The organism is Myxococcales bacterium (assembly GCA_016717005.1).
GTDB lineage: Bacteria > Myxococcota_A > Polyangia > Haliangiales > Haliangiaceae > UBA2376.
The window spans coordinates 41,896-65,321 of sequence record JADJUF010000027.1 but is presented as its reverse complement, the minus strand read 5'-3'; the positions used below and the strand labels follow the sequence as shown (position 1 = coordinate 65,321).

General features: G+C 73.6%; 18 protein-coding genes and 1 pseudogene. 6 read left to right on the top strand and 13 right to left on the bottom strand.

The genetic code is table 11. From position 1 onward, the window contains the following. Window positions 1-210 precede the first annotated feature (210 nt). The 7 genes and pseudogenes from IPL61_22350 to IPL61_22320 all read right to left on the bottom strand — a co-directional run bounded on the left by IPL61_22350 (window position 211) and on the right by IPL61_22320 (window position 10,263). On the bottom strand, window positions 211-3,168 hold the full coding sequence (locus IPL61_22350) for a hypothetical protein (protein ID MBK9033973.1): 2,958 nt from the start codon (window positions 3,166-3,168) through the stop codon (window positions 211-213). Continuing rightward, entirely contained in the window at window positions 3,165-7,274 is a 4,110-nt protein-coding gene (locus IPL61_22345) for a hypothetical protein (protein ID MBK9033972.1), read from the bottom strand. Before IPL61_22345 ends, IPL61_22350 begins: the two co-directional genes overlap by 4 nt. Window positions 7,275-7,398: 124 nt before the next feature. After that, the gene (locus tag IPL61_22340) at window positions 7,399-7,791 is read right to left on the bottom strand and encodes a PilZ domain-containing protein (GenBank protein MBK9033971.1); all 393 of its coding nucleotides are present in this window, start codon (window positions 7,789-7,791) and stop codon (window positions 7,399-7,401) included. 109 nt (window positions 7,792-7,900) lie between these two features. Continuing rightward, window positions 7,901-8,404, bottom strand: a complete 504-nt coding sequence (locus IPL61_22335; protein ID MBK9033970.1) for a hypothetical protein — start codon at window positions 8,402-8,404, stop codon at window positions 7,901-7,903. Window positions 8,405-8,560: 156 nt separating this feature from the next. Then, window positions 8,561-8,956 (bottom strand): hypothetical protein, encoded by a 396-nt coding sequence (locus IPL61_22330; protein MBK9033969.1) that lies wholly within the window; start codon window positions 8,954-8,956, stop codon window positions 8,561-8,563. Between the two features lie 211 nt (window positions 8,957-9,167). Continuing rightward, window positions 9,168-9,926 (bottom strand): alpha/beta hydrolase, encoded by a 759-nt coding sequence (locus IPL61_22325; protein ID MBK9033968.1) that lies wholly within the window; start codon window positions 9,924-9,926, stop codon window positions 9,168-9,170. A 172-nt stretch (window positions 9,927-10,098) separates the two neighbouring features. Beyond that, window positions 10,099-10,263 (bottom strand): annotated as a pseudogene (locus IPL61_22320) (TIGR04563 family protein). Between the two features lie 101 nt (window positions 10,264-10,364). Between IPL61_22320 and IPL61_22315 the strand changes: the two are divergent. The 4 genes from IPL61_22315 (at window position 10,365) to IPL61_22300 (ending at window position 14,128) form a co-directional block, all read left to right on the top strand. Next, window positions 10,365-10,829 (top strand): TraR/DksA C4-type zinc finger protein, encoded by a 465-nt coding sequence (locus IPL61_22315; protein ID MBK9033967.1) that lies wholly within the window; start codon window positions 10,365-10,367, stop codon window positions 10,827-10,829. Window positions 10,830-10,885: 56 nt separating this feature from the next. Beyond that, complete coding sequence (locus IPL61_22310) at window positions 10,886-11,467, top strand: Rieske 2Fe-2S domain-containing protein (GenBank protein MBK9033966.1); 582 nt, start codon at window positions 10,886-10,888, stop codon at window positions 11,465-11,467. A 1-nt stretch (window position 11,468) separates the two neighbouring features. Beyond that, on the top strand, window positions 11,469-13,190 hold the full coding sequence (locus IPL61_22305; protein ID MBK9033965.1) for a cytochrome b N-terminal domain-containing protein: 1,722 nt from the start codon (window positions 11,469-11,471) through the stop codon (window positions 13,188-13,190). A 131-nt stretch (window positions 13,191-13,321) separates the two neighbouring features. Next, window positions 13,322-14,128: a YXWGXW repeat-containing protein gene (locus tag IPL61_22300; GenBank protein ID MBK9033964.1), complete on the top strand. Its 807-nt coding sequence runs from the start codon at window positions 13,322-13,324 to the stop codon at window positions 14,126-14,128. Window positions 14,129-14,443: 315 nt separating this feature from the next. Here the strand turns inward: IPL61_22300 and IPL61_22295 are convergent, their stop codons facing one another. Both IPL61_22295 and IPL61_22290 read right to left on the bottom strand, forming a co-directional pair. After that, complete coding sequence (locus tag IPL61_22295) at window positions 14,444-15,376, bottom strand: hydroxymethylglutaryl-CoA lyase (GenBank protein ID MBK9033963.1); 933 nt, start codon at window positions 15,374-15,376, stop codon at window positions 14,444-14,446. Further along, on the bottom strand, window positions 15,373-16,065 hold the full coding sequence (locus IPL61_22290; GenBank protein ID MBK9033962.1) for an HAD family phosphatase: 693 nt from the start codon (window positions 16,063-16,065) through the stop codon (window positions 15,373-15,375). The genes IPL61_22295 and IPL61_22290 overlap by 4 nt, the downstream gene beginning before the upstream one ends. A gap of 109 nt (window positions 16,066-16,174) precedes the next feature. Between IPL61_22290 and IPL61_22285 the strand changes: the two genes are divergently transcribed. Then, entirely contained in the window at window positions 16,175-17,554 is a 1,380-nt protein-coding gene (locus IPL61_22285; protein MBK9033961.1) for a HEAT repeat domain-containing protein, read from the top strand. A 77-nt stretch (window positions 17,555-17,631) separates the two neighbouring features. Here the strand turns inward: IPL61_22285 and IPL61_22280 are convergent, their stop codons facing one another. The 4 genes from IPL61_22280 to IPL61_22265 form a co-directional block, all read right to left on the bottom strand. Further along, window positions 17,632-18,663 (bottom strand): HAMP domain-containing histidine kinase, encoded by a 1,032-nt coding sequence (locus IPL61_22280; protein MBK9033960.1) that lies wholly within the window; start codon window positions 18,661-18,663, stop codon window positions 17,632-17,634. After that, window positions 18,660-19,355, bottom strand: coding sequence for a response regulator transcription factor (locus IPL61_22275; protein MBK9033959.1), 696 nt, complete (start codon window positions 19,353-19,355; stop codon window positions 18,660-18,662). The genes IPL61_22280 and IPL61_22275 overlap by 4 nt, the downstream gene beginning before the upstream one ends. A gap of 19 nt (window positions 19,356-19,374) precedes the next feature. After that, complete coding sequence (locus IPL61_22270) at window positions 19,375-19,929, bottom strand: hypothetical protein (protein MBK9033958.1); 555 nt, start codon at window positions 19,927-19,929, stop codon at window positions 19,375-19,377. A gap of 180 nt (window positions 19,930-20,109) precedes the next feature. Further along, window positions 20,110-22,539 (bottom strand): proprotein convertase P-domain-containing protein, encoded by a 2,430-nt coding sequence (locus tag IPL61_22265; protein MBK9033957.1) that lies wholly within the window; start codon window positions 22,537-22,539, stop codon window positions 20,110-20,112. A 66-nt stretch (window positions 22,540-22,605) separates the two neighbouring features. On the opposite strand from IPL61_22265, the gene IPL61_22260 reads away from it, so the two are divergent. Then, window positions 22,606-23,382, top strand: a complete 777-nt coding sequence (locus IPL61_22260; protein MBK9033956.1) for an enoyl-CoA hydratase/isomerase family protein — start codon at window positions 22,606-22,608, stop codon at window positions 23,380-23,382. Window positions 23,383-23,426 lie beyond the last annotated feature (44 nt).

The following is a 23,426-nucleotide window of genomic DNA, read 5'->3' as shown; positions in this document are numbered from 1 at the left end:
GTGCGTAACCTCGCACCGCATGCGCACGCGCTTACGCAGCCGCCGGGTCGATGGCCGAACCATCTCCCTCGACGCGGCCCTCGATCCCGATCCCGATCCCGATCCCGATCCCGATCCCGATCCCCGCCCCGACCCCCGACCCGAACCCCGGGCCCGCGCCGAGCCGGCGCCGCCGGCCCCTCGATCTCACTCGCTCGCGCGCCTACCTCATCACGGACACGCCATCGCGGTCGGCACGCACGCGTCGCCGCACGCCCGCGTCCCGCTCGGACAGCAGTAGCCGTTCGAGCACGTCTGCCCACCGCCGCAGGTGATGCCGCAGCCGCCGCAGCTGGTGTTGCTCGTCGCCGGATCGACGCAGGTGCCGCCGCAGTCGATCTGACCGGCGGCGCACGCCCGCGCGCAGCACCGGAAGCCGGCGTTGGCGAACGAGTACGTGGTCGGCACGACCGTCAGGTCGAAGTCGCAGGTCATGCCGCTCGCGTAGTTGTCGAACGACCCGCCGCGCAGCGTGTGGACGGTCTGGCCGCCGACCACGCGCGGATCGTTGACCCACTCCTTGAGGTTGCCCGACTGATCGTACGAGAGGTCAGCCGAGATGCAGCCCGCGAGCGCGCCGGTGGCGACCGCCTGATCCTCGTTGACCCCGCCGGGGACCGGATCGTAGTCGCTGCCGTTGCAGGTCGCGGCGACGTAGCTGTTGCCGTAGGGGTACGTCCGGTTGCTGGCGCCCTCGCAGAACCGGCCCCACTCGTCGCTGGTCACGACGCCGCTGCCGTTGCGCGTCACCCGGCACAGGCGCATGCCGGCCGCGGCGCACGCCGCCTGCACGGTCGCGAAGTTGGCGGACGCCCACGGCAGCCGGCCTGGGGCCGAGCACGCGCGCGCCCCCGAGATGCCGGGCGCCGCGCCGGTGCCGTCGGGCCGGCTGGCCTCGTAGCGGTACATGACGACGCTCTGGCCGTTGACCGTCAGCGGCCCGACGACCGCGTCGCGGACGCCCGCGAACCCGCCCGAGTCGTACGGCTCGTCGGTGTGGCCGTCGCAGTCGTCGTCGCGGCCGTTGCAGGTCTCGGCGGCCGGCGCCGCCCCCGGTGTGGTCACGTTGCACGCCAGCCCGGTCTGCGCGGCGTTGCACACCAGGCTGCCCGTGCCGCGGCACGCGCCCAGCCGCCGCGGCGTGCCGAACGTGCCGTCCTGCGCGCACGCGGTGCCCTTGAGCGGGTAGACCTCGTCGGCGCCGCCGTCGCAGTCGTTGTCCTTGCCGTCGCAGCGGGTCTCCTCGAGCACCGGGTCGCCGTTGGCCTGGAGCTCGACGTCGGGATCGGCGTAGATGCAGTCCCAGCCGGTGGTGCCGGTGCAGGTCGGCGACGTGCCGGCGCACTCGCCGACGGTCTTGCAGAAGTTGGGCGGCGCGATCATGCTCGGATCGGCGTTGTCGACGAGGCCGTCGCAGTCGTTGTCGACGCCGTCGCACACCTCCTGGCCCGAGAACGTGCACGCGTACTCGCAGCCGTTGGCCGGGTCGCCGTCGAGGTTGACGAACCCGCCCAGGCAGCCCGCGATCGTGCACGCCCCGGCGCTGCAGCCGGCGACCGCGTGCGGCAGGCTGCACCCGGCGCAGCTGGCGCAGTAGCGCGGGTCGTTGAGCTTGTCGAAGCCGTTGTCGACGACGCCGTTGCAGTCGTCGTCGAGGTTGTTGCAGGTCTCGGCCGCCGGGCCGACGTCGCCGACGCAGTCGATCGTGCCCAGCGTGCAGGTGGTCGTGCCCGCGGTGCACGCGCCGGTGCTGGTGCCGCACGCGAGGCCGCCGCCGGGGTTGCCGTTGTCGATGACGCCGTTGCAGTCGTTGTCGACGCCGTCGCAGATCTCGACGCCGCCGTTGGTGCGGACGCAGCCGTACTCGCAGCCATCGGCGGGGTCGCCGTTGATGTCGTAGAAGTTGGTGTTGCACGGGCCCCGCACGCAGGTCGAGGCCGCGCACAGCGGCGTGGCGTTCGCGAACGTGCAGGTGGTGCCGCAGCCGCCGCAGTTCGCCGGATCGTTCGCGAGGTTGAAGCCCTCGTCCACCTGCCCGTCGCAGTTGTTGTCGGTCATGTCGCAGCGCTCGGCGCCGGTGTCGATGCAGCCGTACTCGCAGCCGTTGGCGGGGTCGCCGTCGAGGTTGATGAACCCGAAGTCGCACGAGGCCACGGTGCACGCGCCCAGGGCGCAGCCCTCGACCGCGTGCGGCAGGCTGCACGGCGCGCAGCCGCCGCAGTGCAGCGGATCGTTCTGCTTGTCGAACCCGTCGTCCTCGACCCCGTCGCAGTCGTCGTCGAGGTCGTTGCAGACCTCGGGGCCGCCGGTGGTGGCGCCGACGCAGAACAGCACGCCCGACTGGCACTGGGTGGTGCCGGCCATGCACACGCCGAGGTCGGTGCCGCAGCTGGCGCCGCCGCCGGGGTTGCCGTCGTCGACCGCGCCGTCGCAGTCGTTGTCGACGCCGTCGCAGCGCTCGACCCCGCCGTTGCTCTGGGTGCACTGGTACTCGCAGCCGGGCACCGCCGGGTCGACGTCGACGAAGCCGGTGTCGCACACGAGCACCTCGCACACGCCGGCCTGGCAGTCGGCGGTCGCGTGCAGCAGGTTGCAGACGTTGCCGCACCGGCCGCAGTTGTTCTCGTCGGTGTCGAGCGCGAAGTCCTCGTCGACGAAGGTATCGCAGTCGTTGTCGCGGTCGTCGCAGGCCTCGACGCTGCCAGTGGTCTCGATGCAGAAGTACTCGCAGCCCTCGGCCAGCGGATCGCTGTCGTGCCAGCCGGGCTGGCAGGTGCCGGGCACGCAGGCGCCCATCGCGCAGGTCCCGAACGCGTGCGGGTAGGTGCAGGCGTGGCCGCACGTGCCGCAGTTGTTGGGATCGCTCTGGAGGTTGAAGCCGTTGTCGGGGACGCCGTCGCAGTCGTCGTCGGCCATGTTGCAGACCTCGGGCCGAGGCACGCAGCTGGTCGCGTCGATCGCGGCGTCGATCGCCGCGTCCTCGCCGCCCATGCCATCGGTGCCCTCCGCGTCGATGGCGGCGTCGGCGCCGCCGTCACGGCCCCCGCCGCCGCCGAGGTTGTACGGGTTGACGTCGCACGCGGCCACGGCCACGGTCGCGAGCGCGAGCAGCAGCGCCGTCTTGATCACGAGGCACCTCCGGCGCGGCGCGCCGCGCGCGGTCGTCGGGCCAGCGCCAGCGCCAGCGCCAGGAGCGCCAGCCCGGCGCCCGCGCCGCCCCCGCCACCCGCGGCGCAGCCGCCGCCGGCCGCGGTCACGCGATCGACGTTGGGGGCGTCAGGGTCACCGCACACCGGCCGGCCGCCGGGATCGACGGTGCACACCTGCCCCATCGGACAGTTGGTGCTGACGCACGGATCCGGGATGCACTCGCCGGTCGTCGCCACGCACACCTCGCCGTTGCGGCACTGGACGCCGCTGCACACGCTGGTGACGCACATGCCAGTCGCGGGGTCGCAGACCTGGCCGGGCGAGCACGTGACGTTGTCGCAGGGATCCTCGACGCAGGTGCCGCCGACGCACTGCTGGCCGCTCGGGCAGCCGGCGCCGCACCCGCTCGAGCACACGCCGGCCGTGCAGGTCTCGTCGGGCTGGCACGGGTTGGGGTCGCACAGGTTGTCCTCGCACTGGCCCACGCCCATGCCGTCGGCGACGCACAGCTCGCCCGGCATGCACAGGGTCGGCACGTCGAAGCAGTCGACGCAGACGCCGAGCCGGCACTCCTCGCCGGTCCGGCAGGTGACGTCCAGGCACAGGCTGACGCAGGTCCGGGTCGTCGGCTCGCACCGCTCATCGCCGGCGCAGACGACGCCGTTGCACGGATCGGGCACGCAGTAGTTGCCGGGGGTGGGCACGTCGTCGAGCTGCTCGCAGGTGAAGCCGCCCGGGCACGGGAACTCACCGGTGCCGCACGGCACGACGCAGGTGCCGGCCACGCACGCGTTGGAGGGATCCGGGCAGGTCGCCAGATCGTCGGAGTTGCCGTCGCAGTCGTTGTCGAGGCCGTCGCAGATCTCGGGGCTCGGGCCCTGGTAGCCGATGCACTCGATGCCGCCGTTGACACACTCGGTCGAGCCGAACTCGCACTCGCCGATGTCCATGTACGGTTCGAAGCCGGGGTCGACGCACGGCACCTCCTCGCCCGGCAGCGGCGAGCCCGGCGGGCTCTCGTCGACCTGGGCGTCGCAGTCGTCGTCGGCGGCGTTGCACACCTCGGGCGAGCCCGACGTCGGCTGGCCGCAGGTCAGCACGCCCGCGGTGCAGGCCCACAGCCCCGGGGCGCACGTGCCGGTGGCGGGCGCGCACTCGGTCCCGACCAGCGGCAGCGGGCCCTCGTCGACGGTGCCGTCGCAGTCGTCGTCGATGTTGTTGCAGGTCTCGACGCCCGGGACGCCGGCGCCGGCGGTGCACACCACGCCGGCCCCGCCCGGGGCGCACACGACCACGCCGGTCTGGCGACACACGCTGAGCTGGCCGTTGTCGCAGGCCGTGCCGAGCGTCGGGAACGCCTCGTCGACGTTGCCGTCGCAGTTGTCGTCGAGGGCGTTGCACAGCTCGGGCACGGGGCCGACCGCGCCGACGCAGACGAGGCCGGTCGGCTGACACGCCAGCACCCCGAACTGGCACTCGCCGGTCTCGGTCGAGACCGTGCCGCCGCCCGGCAGGGTGTTGCAGGTCGCGCCGAGCATCGGGTCGGTCTCGTCGATCGCGCCGTTGCAGTTGTCGTCGAGGGTGTTGCAGACCTCGGGGAACGGCCCGACCGCGCCGACGCACACCGGCGCCCCGGCCACGCACTGCAGCGCGCCCGGGTCGCAGCGGCCGACGCTCGAGCCGCACGGCCCGCCGAACCCGGGCACGTTGTCGTCGATGGAGCCGTCGCAGTCGTTGTCGCGGTTGTCGCAGACCTCGGTGGTCGGGTTGCGCTCGCCCACGCACACCTCGGCCCCGGCGACGCACGCGATCGCGCCCTGGCTGCACTCGCCGATGAACGGCGGCGTGCCGCAGGCGGTCCCGATGTCGGGATCGGTCACCGCGACCCCCTCGTCGACCAGCCCGTCGCAGTCGTCGTCGAGGCCGTTGCACTGCTCGGTGGCGGCGCCCTCGTCGACGAGCCCGTCGCAGTCGTCGTCCTGGTTGTTGCAGGCGATCTCGATCCCGGGCGTGACCGCGCCGACGCAGACGCCGAAGCTGCCCGCGGTGCAGGTCTGGGTGCCGAGCCGGCACACGCCCTGGCACACGCCGGTGGCCACGCTGCACCCGCTGCCGCCCGGGTAGCACGGCCGGCTCTGGCCATCGACGATCGCGTCGCAGTCGTCGTCGAGGTTGTTGCAGGTCTCGGCCACCGGGCCGACGCCGCCGGTGCACGACAGCGTGCCGCCGACGCACGCGGTGGTGCCGGCCGCGCACGCGCCGGTGTCGACGCCGCAGCTGGTCGGCGTGAAGTCCTCGTCGATGATCGAGTCGCAGTCCTCGTCGATGCTGTTGCAGATGTCGCAGCCCGCGGCGTCGGTGCACACCGGCACGCACCCGGTGCAGCTGATGCCGTTGTCGATCAGGCCGTCGCAGTTGTCGTCGAGGCTGTTGCAGATCTCGGGGCTGGGCGCGCCGGGCGTGGCGTCGCACACCAGCCCGAGCTGATCGGCGGTGCAGACCACGGTGCCGGGATCGAAGCAGGTGCCGACGCCCGCCGAGCACGGCGCGCCGAGGCCGGGGAAGTCCTCGTCGATCAGGCCGTTGCAGTTGTCGTCGAGGCCGTTGCAGCGCTCGGTCACGACCGAGCTGGCGACGATCTGGGCCAGCGCCACCTGCAGCTCGAGCTGGTTGTTGACCAGGATCGCCGACCCGGTGCCGCCGGCCGCGGCGATCGCGTTGAGATCCTGGCGGGTCTGGCAGTTGGGCGAGCCCGGCGGACAGATCGCGAAGCCGATCACGTAGACCGGGACGTCGTAGTCGGCCACGAACACGCCCGCGGCGTTGGTGAACGACATGTTCTGGAACGTGCCGGCCGCGGTCACCGCCGCCGGCACCGACTCGCAGCTCTCGCCGCCGTCGGTGAGGAAGATGACCTGGTGCTTGCGGCACGGGGTCTTGGTGTCGGCGATCGACGTGGCCAGGACCGAGGCGCGCATGTCGCGCAGCGACGCGGCGATCGGCGTGCCGCCCTGGGGCCGCAGCTCGTCGGTGGTCGAGAACGGGTTCTGGTTGTGGTCGATCCACGCCGCGATCTGCGGGTAGTTGTCGTCGAAGCCGGTGGCCGGGAAGTTGACCAGGCGCTGCCCGCCGCTGGGGTCGCACGCGCCGGCGTTGTTGACGCCGCCGTGGTAGCGCATGAACCGGTGCTGGGGGTTCGCGGTCGGGAAGCAGCTGACCGTCGAGGTCCCGTCGAGCGGCGACACCGCCGTCGACTTGACCCGATCGAGGTCGTACATCATGCAGGTCGCGCGATCGTACGTGCTCGTGAAGTCGCAGTTGTTGCAGGTGAACGTCGACGGCGCGCCGGTGTGGGTGAAGATCTCGCACTGGCCCTCGAAGCCCGCGGTGGTCGGCCCATCGAGGAGGTCGGCGTCGAACGCGCACACGTTGGCGGTGCCGGTGTCGTTGTCGTGGTTCTCGCAGGTGAGGACGCTCAGGCCGCCGGGGGTGTCGGGGCACTGGGCGTCGGTGGTGCAGGTCTGGCCGCCGGTCACCTGGGCGTAGCGCCACAGCGAGAACTCGACCTCGCCGAAGGTCGCGACGACGTTGTTGACCGCCTCCTTGGCCTGGTACATGCGGCTGTCGTTGGCGAGGCCGTCGCCGTCGAGGTCACAGCCGGTAAGGTCGGCCGAGCCGTCACCGCGGGTCGCGACCCCGTCGCTGGCGACCATCGAGTTGCTGCAGGTGGTCTGCCCGGTCACCGCCCGCAGACAGCCGGCGTAGTCGCTGGCGCACGTCGCGGTCCAGCTGCTGGCGCAGGTCGGTCGGAAGTTGATCGTGTCGACCACGCACGGGTTGCACGCCTCCTGGGCGGCGCTCGGGTTGGTGCTGTTGCCGGTGCACGGGTTCCACGACGCCGTCGTCGCGCAGGTCTTGGTGAACGTGACGATCTCGGGCGTCAGCAGCATCGACCCGGACGAGTCGACCATCACCGAGATCCGGTTCTTGACCGGCTGGGCCGAGGCGCTGGCGATCATCACCAGCGTGACCAGCAGTGCCGACAGTCCCGACAGTCCCGACGCGAGGCGAGGCGATGCGCTCATTGAATACTCCCGGTCGAGCGCGCACCGCCGGGAGCTCCAGCGCTGACGATCGTCCCCGTTGCCGACCATCGTAGACGAAACCGGGGCCGCGGCGAAACCCGTGTCCGCCGATCCGTCCGCCGGATCAGCGGTCGAACGGGCTGTCGGCGCTCTCGTCCTGATCCGGATCGGCCTCGGTGAGGAAGCGGATGAACAGGTCGAGGTAGCCGGCCTGGGTCTGGTCGAGGGCCAGGAACGACAGGCCGATCTGCGCCGCGTCGGTGAAGCCGGTGCACCACACCACCCGGGCCGACAGCGTCAGCGGCTCCGAGACGCCGTCGGCCGAGAACACCAGCGAGATCGCCACGTCGACGACGGCGCCCCGGCTGACGTCGCTGCCGACCACGGCGCACAGCCCGCCCCGCGACAGGTTCCGGGTCCGACCGCGCGCCACGACCTGCCCGCCGCTCGACAGCGCGATCTCCGCATCGATGGCGTGGCGCGGGAACGCGCGCTGGGGCTGGGGGAGCGAGGCCACGGGAGCTAATTGTCCCCGGCAGCCGCACCCGATCGCAATTTTTTCGAGCCCCGGAAGAACTCGCAGGACGCCCGGCGGTCGCTGGTCGGCGCGTCGTCGCCGGCTCAGGTCACTCGCACAGGTTGCGCCCGAGCCAGCCGCCGGTGAACGCGTCGACCGCGGCCAGGGTCTCGTCGGCGACCAGGGCGGCGTCGGCGCTGTTGCCACGCAGGGGCCAGGCGCGCCGCCACCGGTAATACGCCGACGCTACCTGCTGACGCAGGGTGATCCGCGCGAGGCGGGCGCGCTGCTCGGCGGCGTACAGGCGCGGCTCATCCGGGTCGAACACCAGCCGATCGAGCCGCCACGACATCCGCACGTCGAAGCCCTGGTCCCGCTTGACCGGCCCGGACCGGCTGGCGCCCGTGGCCTCGTCCCACGCGACGTCATCGTGGATGCGGACGATCAGCGTCGGCACCACCGCCGACCAACGGGCTCGCCCCCGCCAGCCCGGCGTCGAGGCCAGGCCCGCGTAGCGCTCCGCCGCGCTCTGCACCGCCGCCAGCTTCGGACACTCCGCCCGCGCGCTCGCCGCCGCGGCCCCGAGGAGCCACGTCCACATCAGCAGCGACACCCACCCGATCCTCGACCGACGCATGGCCTCGGACACAGCAAGGCCGATGCCGACGCGACGGCCGCCTGGATCCGGGCGGTTGCGCGGCTCGATGTCCGAGGCTCGGCCATCCGACCGGACGACCGGTCGGAATCCGCCCGCCTCCCGGACACGTCGCTAGCGGCGACGACGACGGCGGGCCGGACGCGGCGCCACCGCAGCAGCCTCGAGCTCCTCGAGGTGCTCGAGCATCTGGATCATCGTGTTGCGGGTCGCCGTGTGCGGCTCGTTGGTGATGCCGCGGCCCACGCTGATGCGCAGCTCGGCGCGCAGCTCGCTCTCGATCAAGCGGTAGGTCCGCAGGGCCTCCTCGGGATCGTAGTGGTTGAGGTCGGCCTCGCAGCCGGTGGCGGCGATCCAGACGGCCGCGAGCGCGGCGGCGCGACGGCCGGGGGCGGCGGTCGCGAACTCCTTGACCGTGGTGCGCAGGCGCTGCCGGACCACCGTGATCGGCGGCAGGGCGACGAGGCCATCGTTATCATCCTCAGGGCGGCGCAGGACGGGACGGGTCATTTCCTCACTCTTTCTCGCGCCGCCGTGTCGAAAGAACGCGGCAGAACGCACAAACCACGGCTAAGCCCCCAATATGGCTAGCTACGTGGGAGCGCACCTTGCACCAACACCGATCGAAAAGCCACGACTTTTTACGGAAAATCCGTCGCAGGCCCGGCACAGCATGAGCCCGGCTCAACCACTGAATCAAGGATATGAAATTGCTTATATATCAGGCGTTCGGGGCCCCGACATGACGCTCCATGAACGAGGTGATCGCCTCGTTCACCCGCTCGGGTCGCTCGATCGGCGCGGTGTGCGAACCATCCTCGATCACCAGGCCCTCGCACGCCGGGATCCGGGCGATCATGTCCTCGCTCCGGGCCGCTGGGGTGAAGCCATCTCGCGCCCCAGCCACGACCAGGACCGGGACGTCGATGTCGTCGAGGAAGTCCTCGGTCGTGTGGCGCCCGGCGGCGGCCAGCATCGCGATGAACGTCCGCACGTCCATCCGGGCCATGCCCTCGAGGTAGGGCATGAAGTCCTCGGGCTCGACCAGGTCCCGGTTGATCTCGAGCCGCCCGGCTACCTCCAGGGCCAGGCGGGTGGGTAGCAGGCGTCGGGTGAGCGCGTTGACGATCCCGGGCACCTTCAAGACCCAGCGCTCGATGGTCGGCAGCAAGTGCTCGAGGGTGTCCGCGCCATGGAACGTCCGCAGCGGGTGGCCGGGGGCGCCGCAGACCAGCACCAGCGCGGCCACTCGGTCGCGGTGGCGTCGCCACGCCTCCAGGGCCACCTGGACCCCCATCGAGTGGCCGATCCAGACCGCGCTGCCTACCTCGGCGTCATCGAGCACGGCCGCGGCGTCGTCAGCCAGGTCCTCGATCTCCACCCTTTCGGGGTGACGAGGCGCCTGGGACCGGCCGTGGCCGCGGTAGTGGCCATGGAGGACCCGACGCGGCGCCAGCGCGGGACGCAGGTAGCGCCACACGTAGCCGTCGCAGCCGATCCCATCGCAAAGGAGCGCAGGTACGCCGGGATCGCCCCGGTCCTCGTCCTCGTAGAACAGCCGCGTACCGTCGCTCGGCGCAGCGGCGTAGCCCCAGCGGACTGATCGGCCGGGGCCGCCAGGGGTTCTCGCGAGGATCGTCCTCGCCCGGGAACTCGTTCACGGAGGGATACTTCATGATCTCCTTGCGCGCGATCTTCCAGGCCTTCTGGACGATCCATGAGAGCGACCGGTCCTGTCGGGCGGCCTCGTCCTGGATCTCCTTGAGCATGTCCTCAGGAAAGTAGAGTGACTGCTTGCGCTTGTCGGAGCCAGACATTGTGGTTTCATTCTCCGCGGTTCACCTACACGGTGTCAAGGTGCGGGCGAATGTCGGAGACGGAGGAGTTCGGGGGGTTGTCTTCGGCCCCCTTCGTCACTATGGTATGCGGCCTTTTCGCGCCGGCCCCGCCGGCCAGTTTCTTCAGCATCAGGGGGCACGACGTGTCGATCAGCAGCACAGCCGCCGCACCGGCCAAAGCGCTCACCAAGAAGGAGCTCGCGAAGTTCAAGGAGCTGCTCGAGGACAAGCGCCGCGCCGTCGTCGAGCGGGCGCGTCAGACCCTGACCGAGAACATGACGCTGGATCCGAGCGACCTGCCCGACGAGATGGACCTGGCCTCGGCCGAGTACACCCAGTCGTTCGAGTTCCGGCTCCGCGGCCGCGACAAGTTCTTGCTCGCGAAGCTCGACCTCGCGATCAAGAAGATCGACGACGGGACGTTCGGCAACTGCGACTCGTGCGACGAGCCGATCGGCAAGAAGCGGCTCGAGGCGCGGCCCGAGACCAACATGTGCATCCGCTGCAAGGAAGACCAGGAGCGCGAAGAGCGCACGATGGGGTGAGCGTTGGTGACCCGGCGGCGGTAACGCCGGGGCGTCGGGGGGCGTAGTATCGCCCGGTGAGCGAAGATGTACCCGGTGGCGCGCCACCCTCCGATGGCGGTGGTGCGCCGCCACCCTCCGACGGCGACGGCACGCGCCGGCGCTTCCTGCAGTTCGCGACCTGCGCGGTCGGCGGCGGCCTCGGCGCCGCCGTGCTGATCCCGGCGGCGCGCCTGATCGCTCACCCGATCGGCCGCGCGGTGGTGTCGTCAGCGACGACGCCGATCGACGCGATCGCCGTCGATCAGGTCGGGGCCGAGCCGGTGCGGGTGCCGCTGGTGGCGGCGACCGTGCGCGACGCCTACGCGTCGACCGCCAACGTGGTCCTCGGCGCCGCCTTTCTGCGCCGCGGCGCCGACGGGACGATCCGCGCGCTGTCGTCGGTGTGCCCGCACAAGGGCTGCACGATCGGCTTCGCCGCCGCGACCCACCGCTTCGAGTGCCCGTGCCACAGCGCGACGTTCGACCTCGATGGCAACCGGCTGTCGGGGCCGGCCGAGCGCGGGCTCGATCCGCTGCCGGTCACGGTCGAGCGCGGGCGCGTCAAGGTCACCTGGGTGCGGTTCCGAGCCGGCGGTCGCGACCGCACGAAGGCGTGACATGCTGACCAACCTCCGCACCTGGCTCGACGAGCGCGTCGGCTACCGCGCGACCCTGGCCGAGTGGCGCCAGCCGGTCGCCGGCGGCGCGTCGCTCGCGCACACGCTCGGCTTCGCGCTGGCGATCCTGGTCGTGCTGCAGGCGATCTCGGGCACGCTCCTGGCGCTCTACTACAGCCCGTCGACGTCGTCGGCGTGGGCCTCGGTCGCGTACGTCGAGGACCAGGTCACGCTCGGCGCGTTCGTGCGCGGCGTCCACCGCTGGGGCATGTCGGCGGTGGTGATCGTCGCCGGGCTCCAGCTCGCGGTGACCGCGGTCCGCGGCGGCTACCGGCGGCCGCGCGAGGTGCAGTGGTGGATCGGGCTGCTCTTGCTCGGCGTGTTCGTCGGCTACTCGGTGTCGGGCTTCGTCCTGCGCTGGGATCAGTACGGCTACTGGGCGACCAAGGTCGAGCTGGGCTACCTCGACGACGCGCCCGGCCCGGGCCGCAAGGTCACCGAGGCGCTCCAGGGCGGCAACGACTTCGGCAACCTGACCTTGACCCGCTTCTACGCGCTCCACGTGCTGGTGCTGCCCATCGCGACGCTGCTGCTCGGGTGGGCCTACCGCGCGCAGGGCAAGCGCCACGGCGCCGTGCCCGCGGGCGGCGCGGCGACGCCGGCGTGGCCGTACCAGAGCCTGCGCAACTGGATCGTGGCCGCGGTCGCGGTCGCCGCGCTGGTGGCGTGGACGATCCACGCCGGCGGCGCCGGGCTCGACGGACCGGCCGATCCGACCGCGGCCTACGACGCGCGCCCGCAGTGGTACTTCCGCCCGGTGTTCGCGCTGGTGAACATGTTCGGCTCGCTGCGCACGTTCATCGCGCTGGGCCTGCCGGCGGTGGCCCTGGGCGCGCTCGCGGCGCTGCCGTTCATCGACGGCAAGCCCGGGCGGCCGCGCCGGCACGCCGCGGTGCTGACCCTGCTCGGCCTGGGCCTGGTCGGCGCCATCGTAGCCGGGCAGCGCTCGTACGCCGCCGACGCGGCCAACGACGATCTGCAGCGGCGCCAGGCCGCCGCGGCGATCGAGGCCCGGCGGGCCCGCGCCCTCGCCAAGGAGCACGGCGTCCCGGCCCCCGGCGGGCTCGCGGTCTACACCACGCCGCGGTTCTACCAGGCGCGGACCCTGTGGGTGGCCGAGTGCGCGAGCTGCCACGAGGGAGACGACCGCAAGGCGCCGCTGCTCGAGGCCGGCCACGGCGGCCGGGCGTACCTGCGCCGGTTCCTGCTCGACCCGTCGGCGCCCGAGCACTTCGGCCTCTCGCCCAAGATCGCCAACGATGAGAACGCGATGCCCAAGTCCGAGAACACGCCCGAGGAGCTCGACGCGCTGGTCGAGCTGATCTACGCCGAGACCGGCGCGACCGACGTCGACGCCGCCAAGGTCGCGCTCGGCCAGCCGCTGTTCGACGACGGCCCCTGCGCCGACTGCCACGCCCGGACCGGCACCGACGCCTCGTCGGGCCCCAACCTGACGGGCTACGGCAGCCGCCGCTACTGGGAGGCCATCCTCCGCGACGCCGGGTCGCCGCACCTGTTCGGCAAGCTCGACGACATGCCCGCGTACGACGACGACCTCGAGCCCAACCAGCTCCGGGCCCTGGCCGACTACCTGGTCTGGCTGCGCACGGCCACGCCCGCCGAGGTCGCGGCGATCGCCAAAGGTGTCGGCGGCGCACCGTAAGTTACCGGAACCCGGAGCGTTGACATCGGGATCCCCCGTGGGAATACTCGCGGTTGAAACAATCGTGGACCTGGCCGTCCAAGAGTTGTTCCTCCGGCGCCCGCCGCTGGCTGACTAAAAGGAGACTCGAGATGAACCGTACCCGTCGCATCCTGTCTGGCCTGGGCCTGGCCCTCGTGCTCGGCACCACGCTCCCCGCTTGCGTCGTCGCTGCCCGCGGTCGTCTCACGACCGGCGCCGTCGTCGCCTACGATCAGCCGCCGCCCCCGCGCGTCGAGAACCCGCAGCCCATGGCGGGCCACGTCTGGGTCCACGGCAACTGGACCTGGCAGAACAACCAGTGGGTCTGGGCCGATGGCCACTGGCAGCGGGAGCGCGCCGGCTACGCCTGGCAGGACGGCCGCTGGGAGCCGCGCAACGGCAGCTGGCACTGGGTCGGCGGCGACTGGGTCGTGTCCGGCAGCGGCACGGTCGTGGTCGGCGGTGGCAACGACGGCGGCCGCCCGCGCGACCAGGATCACCGCTTCGACAACCAGCCCCAGGGTGGCGTCATCGTCACCAACAACGGCGCGGTCAATCCGCAGGGTGGCGTGATCGTCACCAACAACGGTCCGCAGGGCGGCGTGATCGTCAACGGCGGCCAGGGCGGCCTCGTCGCCACCAACGGCGCCGGCACGGTCATCTCGCAGGGCGGCCACGTGATCATCACCGGCCCGACGGCGCCGCCGCCGCCGCCGCGCGTCGAGAGCCCCGGCCCCGCGCGCCGCGGGTACGTCTGGATCGAGGGTGCGTACTTCTGGGACAAGGACGCGCGCGCGTACAACTGGGCCCCGGGTCACTGGGAGCGCGCCAAGGCCAACCACCGCTGGGTCCCGGTCCGCTGGGAGCAGCAGGGCGGCGTCTACATCCGCGTCGGCGGCGAGTGGCACATCAACTGATCGCGTGATCGCCGGCCGCGCGCAGCGTGCGCGCGTCGGCGACCTCTCGACGAAACCGGCGGCGGGTAGGTCGAACGAGCGGGATCCGGTTTCCGGATCCCGTTTTCGTTTGGGATCCCGATCAGATTCCGATCCCGATCCCGATCCGGGTTCCGATCCCGATCCCCGATCCCGATCCGGGTTCCGCCCCCGATCCCGATCCCGATCCCGATCCCGATCCCGATCCTGATCCGATCTGATCCGGTTCCCGATCCGGTTCCCGCTCCCGCTCCCGCTTCCCGCTCCCGCTTCCCGCTCCCCTTCCCGCTCCCGATCTCACCCCATCTCGGCGCGGCGGCGCGCGCGCGCCTGCTTGCCGAGGTACGCCTTCAAGAACTTCGACGGCAGGTCGTGGCCGATGAAGATCGCGGCCTGCCGCGCGGCGATCACCAGCTTGTCGAGATCGATGCCGGTCTCGACGCCCATGCTGTGGAGCATGCCGACCAGATCGTCGGTCGCGAGGTTGCCGGAGGCGCCGGGCGCGTACGGGCAGCCGCCGAGCCCGCCGACCGACGAGTCGATCGTCGTGATGCCCTGCTGCATCGCGGTGACGCAGTTGGCGAGCGCGGTGCCCTGGGTGTCGTGGAAGTGCACGGCCACGGCCTCGAGCGGGACCGCGGCCAGGACCTGCTGCAGCACGTCCTCGACCTGGGCCGGGTTGGCGACGCCGATCGTGTCGGACACCGAGATCTGGTAGACGCCCATGGCGCGCAGCTCGCGGCACAGCTCGACCACGACCTTGGGATCGACGTCGCCCTCGTACGGGCAGCCGAAGCAGGTCGACAGGTACGCGCGCACCGGGACCCCGGCGGCCAGCGCCGGCGGCACCACGTCGGCGAACGCGGCCAGGGTGTCGCGGATCGACTTGTTGACGTTCTTCTTGTTGTGCGTCTCGGACGCCGACATGAACACCGCGACCTCGCGCATGCCGGCGGCGAGCGCGGCGTCGAGGCCGCGCCGGTTGGGCACCAGGCACGACAGCACGACGCCGTCCCGGCGGGGCACCCCGCGCGCGACCTCGGCGGCGTCGGCCAGCTGCGGGATCCACTTGGGGCTGACGAAGCTGGTGATCTCGATGCGCGACAGGCCGCTGTCGATCAGCGCGTTGATGAACGCGATCTTGTCGGCGGTCGGCACGTGACGCGCCTCGTTCTGCAGGCCGTCGCGGGGCCCGACCTCGTACACGGTGACGCGCGGCGGGAGCTTCATGCCGTCGCGCCACCATACCCAGCGACCGCCGCCTGCGCCACCGCGCGGGCCAGGTCGATGGTCAGCTGCTCGAGGGTGTCGATCGCGTGGTGGGCGGCGCTCTGATCCTGACCGTGCGAGTTGCCCGCCCGGACCGCCACCACCGCGCAGCCGGCCGCCCGGCCCGCGGCGCACCCGGCGGCCGAGTCCTCGATGACCAGCGCCTCATGGGGCGCGACGCCGAGGTGGGCGCACGCCGCCAGGTAGCCGTCGGGCGCCGGCTTGGACCGCGGCACGTCCTCGGCGCACAGCGCGATCGCGAACGCGTCGGCCAGACCGAGCAGGCCCAGCATGTGGTGGGCCTCGGCCCGAGAGCTGCCGGTGACCAGGCCTCGGGCGAAGCCGTCGAACCGCGCGACCGCGGCCAGCGCGCCCGGCAGGACGCTGACGCCGCGGGCCGCGAACAGGCGCTGGCTCTCGGCGGCGGTCGCGGCGATCAGCTGGTCGCGATCCCAGGCCAGCGCCGGGTGCCGCTCGCGCAGGTACGCGTGGATCGCCACCCACGACCGGCCGGTGCCGTAGGCGCGATCCTCGGCGGTCAGCTCGATCCCGAACGCGCGGTGGACGCACGCGGCGATCGCGTCGGCGTAGTCGCGCTCGCTGTCGACCAGGGTGCCATCGAGATCGAACAAGATCGCGCGGAGCGCCACCGCGGTTGGGTAGCACGTAACCGCGCCGGCGGGCGCCGCCACTACGCTGACAACACCGCCTGGCTCGTCTGGCCAGCCCGGTGCATCCTGTCCGGAGAACCCCATGCGCATGCCCGTCCTCCTCGCTGGTGTGATCGCGCTCGCGGCCGCGTGCGGCCCGTCGTCGTCGGTCCGCCACGCCCAGACCCTCGTCGATCGCGGCGACTACCGCGGCGCCACCCAGTACACCGAGGCCGAGCTGGCCAAGCACCCCGACGACGCGGCCCTGCACCGCATCCGCCTGCGGGCGCTCCTGGGGCTGGGCGACGCCGGCGCCGCGGTGGCCGACTACCGCGCCTGGCGCGGCGCCCACGGCGGCGAGGACGATCGCGCGGCGCTGGCGACGATGGCGCTGACGACCGTGTGGCAAGGCGTGACGTCGCCGTCGGCGGCGCTGCGCCTGACCGCGATCCGCGCGGTCGAGCGGCTCGAGCTCGAGGCCCTGGCCGAGGACGTCGGCCGGGCGCTGGGCGACGACAACGATCAGGTGGCCGCGGCCGCGGCGGTCGCGGTGCTGCGGGCGTTCCCGCAGGCGCCCGACGTCGCCGAGCAGATGCTGCGCTCCGACGACCCGGCGGCCCGCGCGATCGCGGTCGAGGGCATCGGCCGCAAGGTCAAGGGCCTGGCCGCGGACGACCTGCGCCCGCTGGCCGCGGACCCCGATCCGCGCGTCCGCGCCGCGGTCGCGACCTTCCTCGGCGCGCACGGCGACGGCGGCGACCATGAGCGCCTGCTGGCGCTGGCCCGCGATCCGGCCACCGGCGTGCGCGCCGCGGCGCTGGCGGCGCTGGCCCGGGGCCGCGGCCTCGATCCCGCGCTGGTGTCGATCGGCACCGCGGCGCTCGGCGACGAGACCCTGGCGGTGCGCCTGGCCGCCGTGGCGCTGATCGCGCGGGCCGGCGGCGCCGCGGCCCTGACGCCGCTCACCGGCCACGCCGACCCGATGGTCGCGGCCCAGGCGGCGCGCGGCGTCGGCGATCGCGTGGCGGCCGTCGCCGTGTTCGACCGCGCGCTGACCGCGACCGACGTCGGCACCCGGGTCGGCGTCGTCAACCTGCTGGCCGCCGCGCTCACGCGCGACGCGGCGATCGCGCGGGCCACCACCGCCGTGCGCGATCCGGCGCCGGCGGTCCGGATCGCCGCGGCCCGCGCCCTCGCCTACCTCGATCAGCGCGCGCCCGCGCTCGCGGCGCTGGCCGAGCTGGCGGCGAGCGGCGAGCCGACCGACCGCGCCGACGCCGCCGCCGAGCTGGCGCGGCTGGGCGACCCGCGCGGGGCGCCGCTGCTGGTCGAGCTGGCGGCGTCGTCCGACCCGGCGGTCCGGGCGCACGTCGTGTCGTCGCACCTCGGCGCCGGCACGATCACCGCGGCGCTGTGGGGCGCGCTGGCCGACGATCAGGCGGCGACCCGGCTCGACGCGGCGATCGTCCTGCTGACGCTCGCGGGCTGACCGAGCGCGCGACGGCGCGCAGACCGCGACCGCGCTGCCCGCTGAGCGCGATGGCGCGCAGACCGCGACCGCGCGGCTCACCCATCGATCGCGATCGCGAACCCGACCCGGGCCCCGCCGCCCGGCCGCGCCACCGCCCAGGCCCGGCCGTCGTGGGCGGCGGCGATGCGCCCGACCAGCGCCAGCCCCAGGCCGAGCCCGCCGCCGCTCGACGGCACGAACGCGCGGAACGCGTCGGCCTGGCGATCCGGCGACAGCCCGGGCCCGGCGTCGTCGACCTCGATCGCGACCTCGGCGCCGCGTCGCTCGATCCGGACCGCGACCACCCCGCCGCCGTGCTTGCTCGCGTTGGCGATCAGGTTGCCGACCGCGCGCCGGATCAGCGTCGGATCGGCCGCGGCCGTGGTGTCGCCGTCCGCGGCGATCGCGTCGGCGCTGACGCCCGCGGCCAGCGCGACGTCGGCCACCAGCGGCGCCAGCTCGAGCGGCGCCCGCGCGAGCGTGCCGAACTCGAGCCGCGCTGACGCCAGCAGCCGCCCGACCAGATCGTCGAGCGCGACCAGCTCGCGCTCGACGCCGTCGAGCGCGGCCCAGTCGTCGGCGGCGCGCGCGGTCTCGATCAGCACCCGCAGGTGGCCCAGCGGCGTGCGCAGCTCGTGCGACACCGCCGCGAGGAGCGTGCGCTGATCGCGCAGCTGCTGCTCGATGCGCTCGGCCATCTCGTTGAGCGTGATCGCGAGCAGCCGCAGCTCGCCGCGGTGGCGCCCGACGTCGATGCGGGTGTCGAGCTTGCCGTCGCCGATCGCCCGGGCCGCGGCGATCGTGACCAGCAGCGGCCGGGTCAGGCGCCACGCCATCGCGCCGGCGACGGTCCACAGCGCCATCAGCACCAGCGCCAGCTGCCACCAGCGCGCGTCGGTGGCGCCGACCCAGGCGCCGGCCGCCAGCGCCAGGCCGAAGCCGACAAAGATCCGCCAGCGCATGCGCGCCTGCAGCCACCACGGCCCCCGCCGGTGGTGACGCGCGTGGTGGTGGCGCGCGTGGTGGTGGCGGTGCCAGAGCGCGCGCTCGGCCCGCCACTCCTCGCCCCAGCGGCGGCGGCGGTTCATCCGGCCTCGTCGAGCCCGCGCGCCAGCGTGTAGCCGATGCCGCGCACGGTCTTGAGGCGCGCGGCCGCGGCGTCGCCGAGCTTCTTGCGCAGGCGCGAGATGTGGACGTCGACGGTGCGGTCGCCGACGGTCGCGTCGCCGCGGCCGGCCAGCTCGAGCAGCGCCGCGCGCGGCACCACCCGCCCGGCGCGGCGCACCAGCACGCTCAGCAGGTCGAGCTCGAGCGCGGTCAGCTCGAGCGGGGCGCCGTCGACGGTCGCGGTCCGCCCGGCGACGTCGATCGCGATCCCGGCCGCCGCCAGGCGCTCGGCCACCGCGTCGGGGCTGACCCGGCGCACCACCGCGCGCAGCCGGGCCAGCAGCTCGCGCGGCGAGAACGGCTTGGCGACGTAGTCGTCGGCGCCGAGCTCGAGCCCGACCACGCGGTCCGACTCGTCGCCGCGCGCGGTCAGCATGATCACCGGCAAGGTCGGCGCCTGCGCCCGCACCAGCCGCAGCACCGCGAGGCCGTCGAGGCCGGGCATCATCACGTCGAGCAGCACCGCGTCGACGCCGCCGGTCGCGAGCTGGGCCAGGCCGGCCTGGCCCCCGGGTGCGTGCGCGAGCGTCACGCCCTGGGGGCCGAGGTAGTCGACCAGCAGCTCGGCGAGCCGCGCGTCGTCGTCGATCAGCAGCACGCGCACCGGGGTCATCCTCGCACGCCTGCGGCGCTCACACCCGGTACGGCCCGGCCGCGGGGCCGGCGCCGCCGCCTCCGCCGAGCAGCTCGGCCAGGGTCGCGCGCTGCTTGTCGTCGAGCAGCGCGTGGATCCGTCGCAGGCCGTCGGTGAGCGCGGCGCGGGCGTCGGCCACCGCCGCGTCGATCCCGGCCTCGAGCCCGGCGCTCGCGCCGCCGTCGAGCTCGGGGCTGCGCAGGGCGTCGGCCAGGGCCGGGCGCAGCGCGGTCAGGGCGCCCCGGGCGGCGCGCAGGCGCTGCTCGAGGGTGTCGAGCTCGGCCACCAGCGCCCGCTCCTGCGCCGGCGTGGCGTCGATGCGGGCCAGCGTGCGGTGCACGAACCAGCGGCGCGCGCCGCCGCGATGCCAGCCGCCGTGGCGGCGCCAGCCGCCGTGGCCGCCGTGGTGGCCGCCGTGGTGGCCGTCGTGGTGGCCGCAGCCGGGGCCGCCACCGCCGCACCCACCGTGGGCGTACGCGTGGTGGCGGTAGCGGTGGGCCTTGGCGAGGATGATGGCGCCGAGCAGTCCGAATCCGAGGGCGAGACACAGCATGGGTAGCTCCTTTTCGCTACCCACCGTGCGGCGCCGATGTTGCGCCGACGCCCGCGCCGATGTGAAGAAACCTTGCGCGCGTCGGATCGCGCGACCGGAGGGTCAGCGGGTACGCCGCGCGCTCGTCGTCGCGCTGGCGCCCGCGCCGAGGTGACGAGGCCGCGCGCGCCGCGGAGCGCGCTACCGGAAGGTCAGCGGGTACGTCGCGCGCTCGTCGTCGAAGCTGCGCGGCAGCTGCAGCGCCCACACCGCCTCGGTCAGGCAGGTGCCGACGGGCTGCTCGGCGCCGGCCCCGGGGATCACGTCGACGACCTCGTGGCTGGTGGTCTCGAGGTCGAGCCGCACGCTCCAGCCCGCGGCCGGCTTGTGCTTGGCCACGCACGCGGCCGCCGGGGCCCGCAGGAGCGTCATCGGATCGGGCCGCGGCGCCTTCACCAGCGCGCGGCCGGCCATGCCGCCGTAGCCGGACCCGACCCCGTAGCCGCTGCCGCTGCCGTGCTCCTCGAGGCCGACCGTCGACGGCCGCACCCCGGGCTCGATCGCCAGGTACGAGGTCACCGGCGACACCGCGCGGCCCATCATCGCCACGGTCATCATCTCGTCGTGGGACAGGTCCTGGTGATCGTCCTCGGAGAACACCCACGCCGCCGCGGCCTTCGAGAACCGCGCGTCGCTGCCGACGACGCGCCGGAACTTGTCGCCCCAGATCATGCCCGTCAGCTCGACCTGGGTCGGCGCGGTCGCGGCCGCGACCACGACCCGGAACCCGGCGCCCTCGTCGAGCGTGGCGGGGATGGTCTGGTCGTACTTGCCCGTCGCGAGATCGAGCCCGGTGATCGCGAAGCTGTCGATGCGCACCGGCCGCACCAACCCGAGGATCCGCGCCGGCAGGTGCTTGTCGGCGGCGCCGAGCCCGTCGACGACCGCGCCGATGCCGTGGTGGGCCAGCGCCAGCGGCGCCAGCGGGTGGGCGTCGTCGCGGGTCAGCTCGACCGCGTGGCCGGCGCCGCGGGCCTCGACCACGTGCACGACCGCGCCGGCCGGCGCCGCCGCCAGGCCCGCCAGCGCCAGCGCGTTGGTGAAGCGCCCGCGCAGGCGGTTGTCGGTCGTCAGCACCAGGCGCAGCGCGCCCCGGCGGGTGGCCAGCGCCGCGGCCGCGACCCGGGCGCCGTCGTCGAGCGCGCTGCCGTTGCCGGGGTCGAGGCGCCCGGCCGTGCGCGCCGCCGCGAGCCGCGCGGCCACCGCCGCCGCCGGCACGAAGGCGCCGAACAGCCGGGTCGCGGTGCGCCGGTAGATGACGACCTCGACCTCGGCGTCGGGCACGTGCGTCAGGTACGCCTGCGCCAGCGCCAGCTGCTCGGCGATGCCCTCGACGCCCATCGAGTGCGAGCCGTCGATCGCGAACACGACCTGCGGCTTCTTCGGCAGCGGCCGCAGCTCGGGCGCGGCGTCGACCTCGAGCCGCGCGAACGCGTGCTGCTTGGACGCGACCACCCGGCCGTAGCGGTTGGCGACCGCGTCGATCACCGGCGGCGCCAGCTCGATCGTCGCGACGCCGCCGTCGGACTCGTTCTCGGGCGCGTCGGGGATGAACAGCGGCAGGTCGCTGGCGTCGACGACGACCGGCGCCTTGTCGCCCAGCGTCAGCTTCCACGCGGTCAGCGTGCCGGCGTCGAGCGCCGCGTGGTCCGACACGACCAGCCGCCAGGTGCCGACGCCGGTGGTCTTCGCGGGCAGGTCGACCGGGAACGCGCCGCGCACGTCGTTGGTGCCGCCGCCGCTGCCGTCGAACACCTCGACCGCCTCGCCCGCGGGCGTGTACAGGTCGATCCGGAGATCGCCCTTGTACGTGTGCTCGAGGTCGAGGGTGAGCGTCGCCTTGGTGAAGGCCTTGCGCGCCGCCGGCGCGTCCGCGATCTCGACGACGCTGCTGACGTAGCTGGCGTTGTCATCGTGCGGGATCGCCGCGAGCCAGGCCGGCTCGACCGGCATCGCCAGCACGATCGGCGCGCCCGGCGCCTTGCGCGCGCCGTCGATCTTGACCGCGGTGGTCGCGTCGCCCCAGCCCGGCCGCACCGTGAACACCGGCACCGCGAGGTTGGGCGCGGCCTCGGCGCTCAGGCGCGGGTACGACAGGTAGACCTTGCCGCGCTCGTAGCGGGTCGGCACGGTCAGCGTGTACTCGACGGTGCTGGTGCCGCCGGCCATGACCGGGAACACCCGCAGCCGCAGCTTGTCGGCCCACTGCCAGTACAGCAGCGCCGGATCCTTGGGCGCCCAGCGGCCGCGGCCGGTGAGCTCCTGGTAGAGCTTCGCCGCCTGCTCGGCCTCCATCAGCTCGCCGTCGTACCAGCGCTCGTGGGCGCGGATGCGCAGGCCGGTGGCGGCGCCGCCGTACGGCAGATCGATCTCGAGCCGGACCTCGTCGGCCTTGGTGCCGGCGTTGGCGAACACCCGCTGGACCTTGTAGGTCGCGACGCCGTCGGCCACCGACACGTCGACCGCGTGCGACACCTCGGTCAGCGGCTGATCGAGCGCCGAGGTCAGCACGTCGGCGGCGGCCGGGCTCGCGACCGCGACCACCACGAGGACTCCCACGATGCTGCGCATGGCCGGTGCGACAACCGGCGCCCGCGATCGGTTGCGACAATCGCCGCCGCGGCTACCATCGCGCCGATGTCGCTGCCGACCGTCGAGATCCGCGATCACATCGCCACCGTCACCCTCAACCGGCCCGAGGCCCGCAACGCGCTGTCGCGCGCGGTCAACGCCGAGCTGGCCCGGCTGGCCCACGCCCTCGGCGACGACCCCGACGTGCGCGCGATCGTGCTGACCGGCGCCGGCGACCAGGCCTTCTGCGCGGGCGCCGACCTCAAGGAGCGCAAGGGCGTGCCGGCCGCCGAGTCCCGCCCGTACATCGACGCGATCAGCGGCGCCATCGACGCCTGGGCGCGGATCCCCAAGCCGACCCTGTGCGCGATGAACGGCGCGGCCTACGGCGGCGGCCTCGAGCTGGCGCTGGCGTGCGATCTGCGGCTGCTGGTCGCCGGCGCCGAGGTCGGCCTGACCGAGGTGCGCCTGGGCATCATGCCCGGCGCTGGCGGCACCCAGCGCCTGCCGCGGCTGATCGGCGTCGCCGCGGCCAAGGAGCTCATCCTCCTCGGGCGCCGCATCGACGCGGCCCGGGCCCTGGCCCTCGGGCTGGTCATCGCGGTCGTGGAGCCGGCGGAGCTCGCCGCGGCCGTCGCGGGGATCGTCGCCGAGCTGGGCGCCTGCGCGCCGAAGTCCCTGGCGATGGCCAAGGCCGCTATCGACCGCGGCACCGAGGTCGATCTCGACGCCGGCCTGCGCATCGAGCGCGAGTGCTACGACGTGACGCTGTTCAGCGAGGATCGCGACGAGGGGCTCCGGGCCTTCGCCGAGCGCCGGCCGCCGCGCTTCACGGGCCGCTGATCGCCGACGGGGACGATCGTCTCTGTAGGGCGCGTCGGCCGCCG

What these genes read in the sequence shown, in the direction of transcription:
- IPL61_22285 (MBK9033961.1), top strand. Translation starts at nt 16,175, where the DNA reads ATGCCCGTCCTCCTCGCTGGTGTGATCGCGCTCGCGGCCGCGTGCGGC.
- IPL61_22280 (MBK9033960.1), bottom strand. Translation starts at nt 18,663, where the DNA reads ATGAACCGCCGCCGCCGCTGGGGCGAGGAGTGGCGGGCCGAGCGCGCG.
- IPL61_22260 (MBK9033956.1), top strand. Translation starts at nt 22,606, where the DNA reads ATGTCGCTGCCGACCGTCGAGATCCGCGATCACATCGCCACCGTCACC.
- IPL61_22295 (MBK9033963.1), bottom strand. Translation starts at nt 15,376, where the DNA reads ATGAAGCTCCCGCCGCGCGTCACCGTGTACGAGGTCGGGCCCCGCGAC.
- IPL61_22275 (MBK9033959.1), bottom strand. Translation starts at nt 19,355, where the DNA reads ATGACCCCGGTGCGCGTGCTGCTGATCGACGACGACGCGCGGCTCGCC.
- IPL61_22345 (MBK9033972.1), bottom strand. Translation starts at nt 7,274, where the DNA reads ATGAGCGCATCGCCTCGCCTCGCGTCGGGACTGTCGGGACTGTCGGCA.
- IPL61_22305 (MBK9033965.1), top strand. Translation starts at nt 11,469, where the DNA reads ATGCTGACCAACCTCCGCACCTGGCTCGACGAGCGCGTCGGCTACCGC.
- IPL61_22330 (MBK9033969.1), bottom strand. Translation starts at nt 8,956, where the DNA reads ATGACCCGTCCCGTCCTGCGCCGCCCTGAGGATGATAACGATGGCCTC.
- IPL61_22265 (MBK9033957.1), bottom strand. Translation starts at nt 22,539, where the DNA reads ATGCGCAGCATCGTGGGAGTCCTCGTGGTGGTCGCGGTCGCGAGCCCG.
- IPL61_22300 (MBK9033964.1), top strand. Translation starts at nt 13,322, where the DNA reads ATGAACCGTACCCGTCGCATCCTGTCTGGCCTGGGCCTGGCCCTCGTG.
- IPL61_22270 (MBK9033958.1), bottom strand. Translation starts at nt 19,929, where the DNA reads ATGCTGTGTCTCGCCCTCGGATTCGGACTGCTCGGCGCCATCATCCTC.
- IPL61_22315 (MBK9033967.1), top strand. Translation starts at nt 10,365, where the DNA reads ATGGTATGCGGCCTTTTCGCGCCGGCCCCGCCGGCCAGTTTCTTCAGC.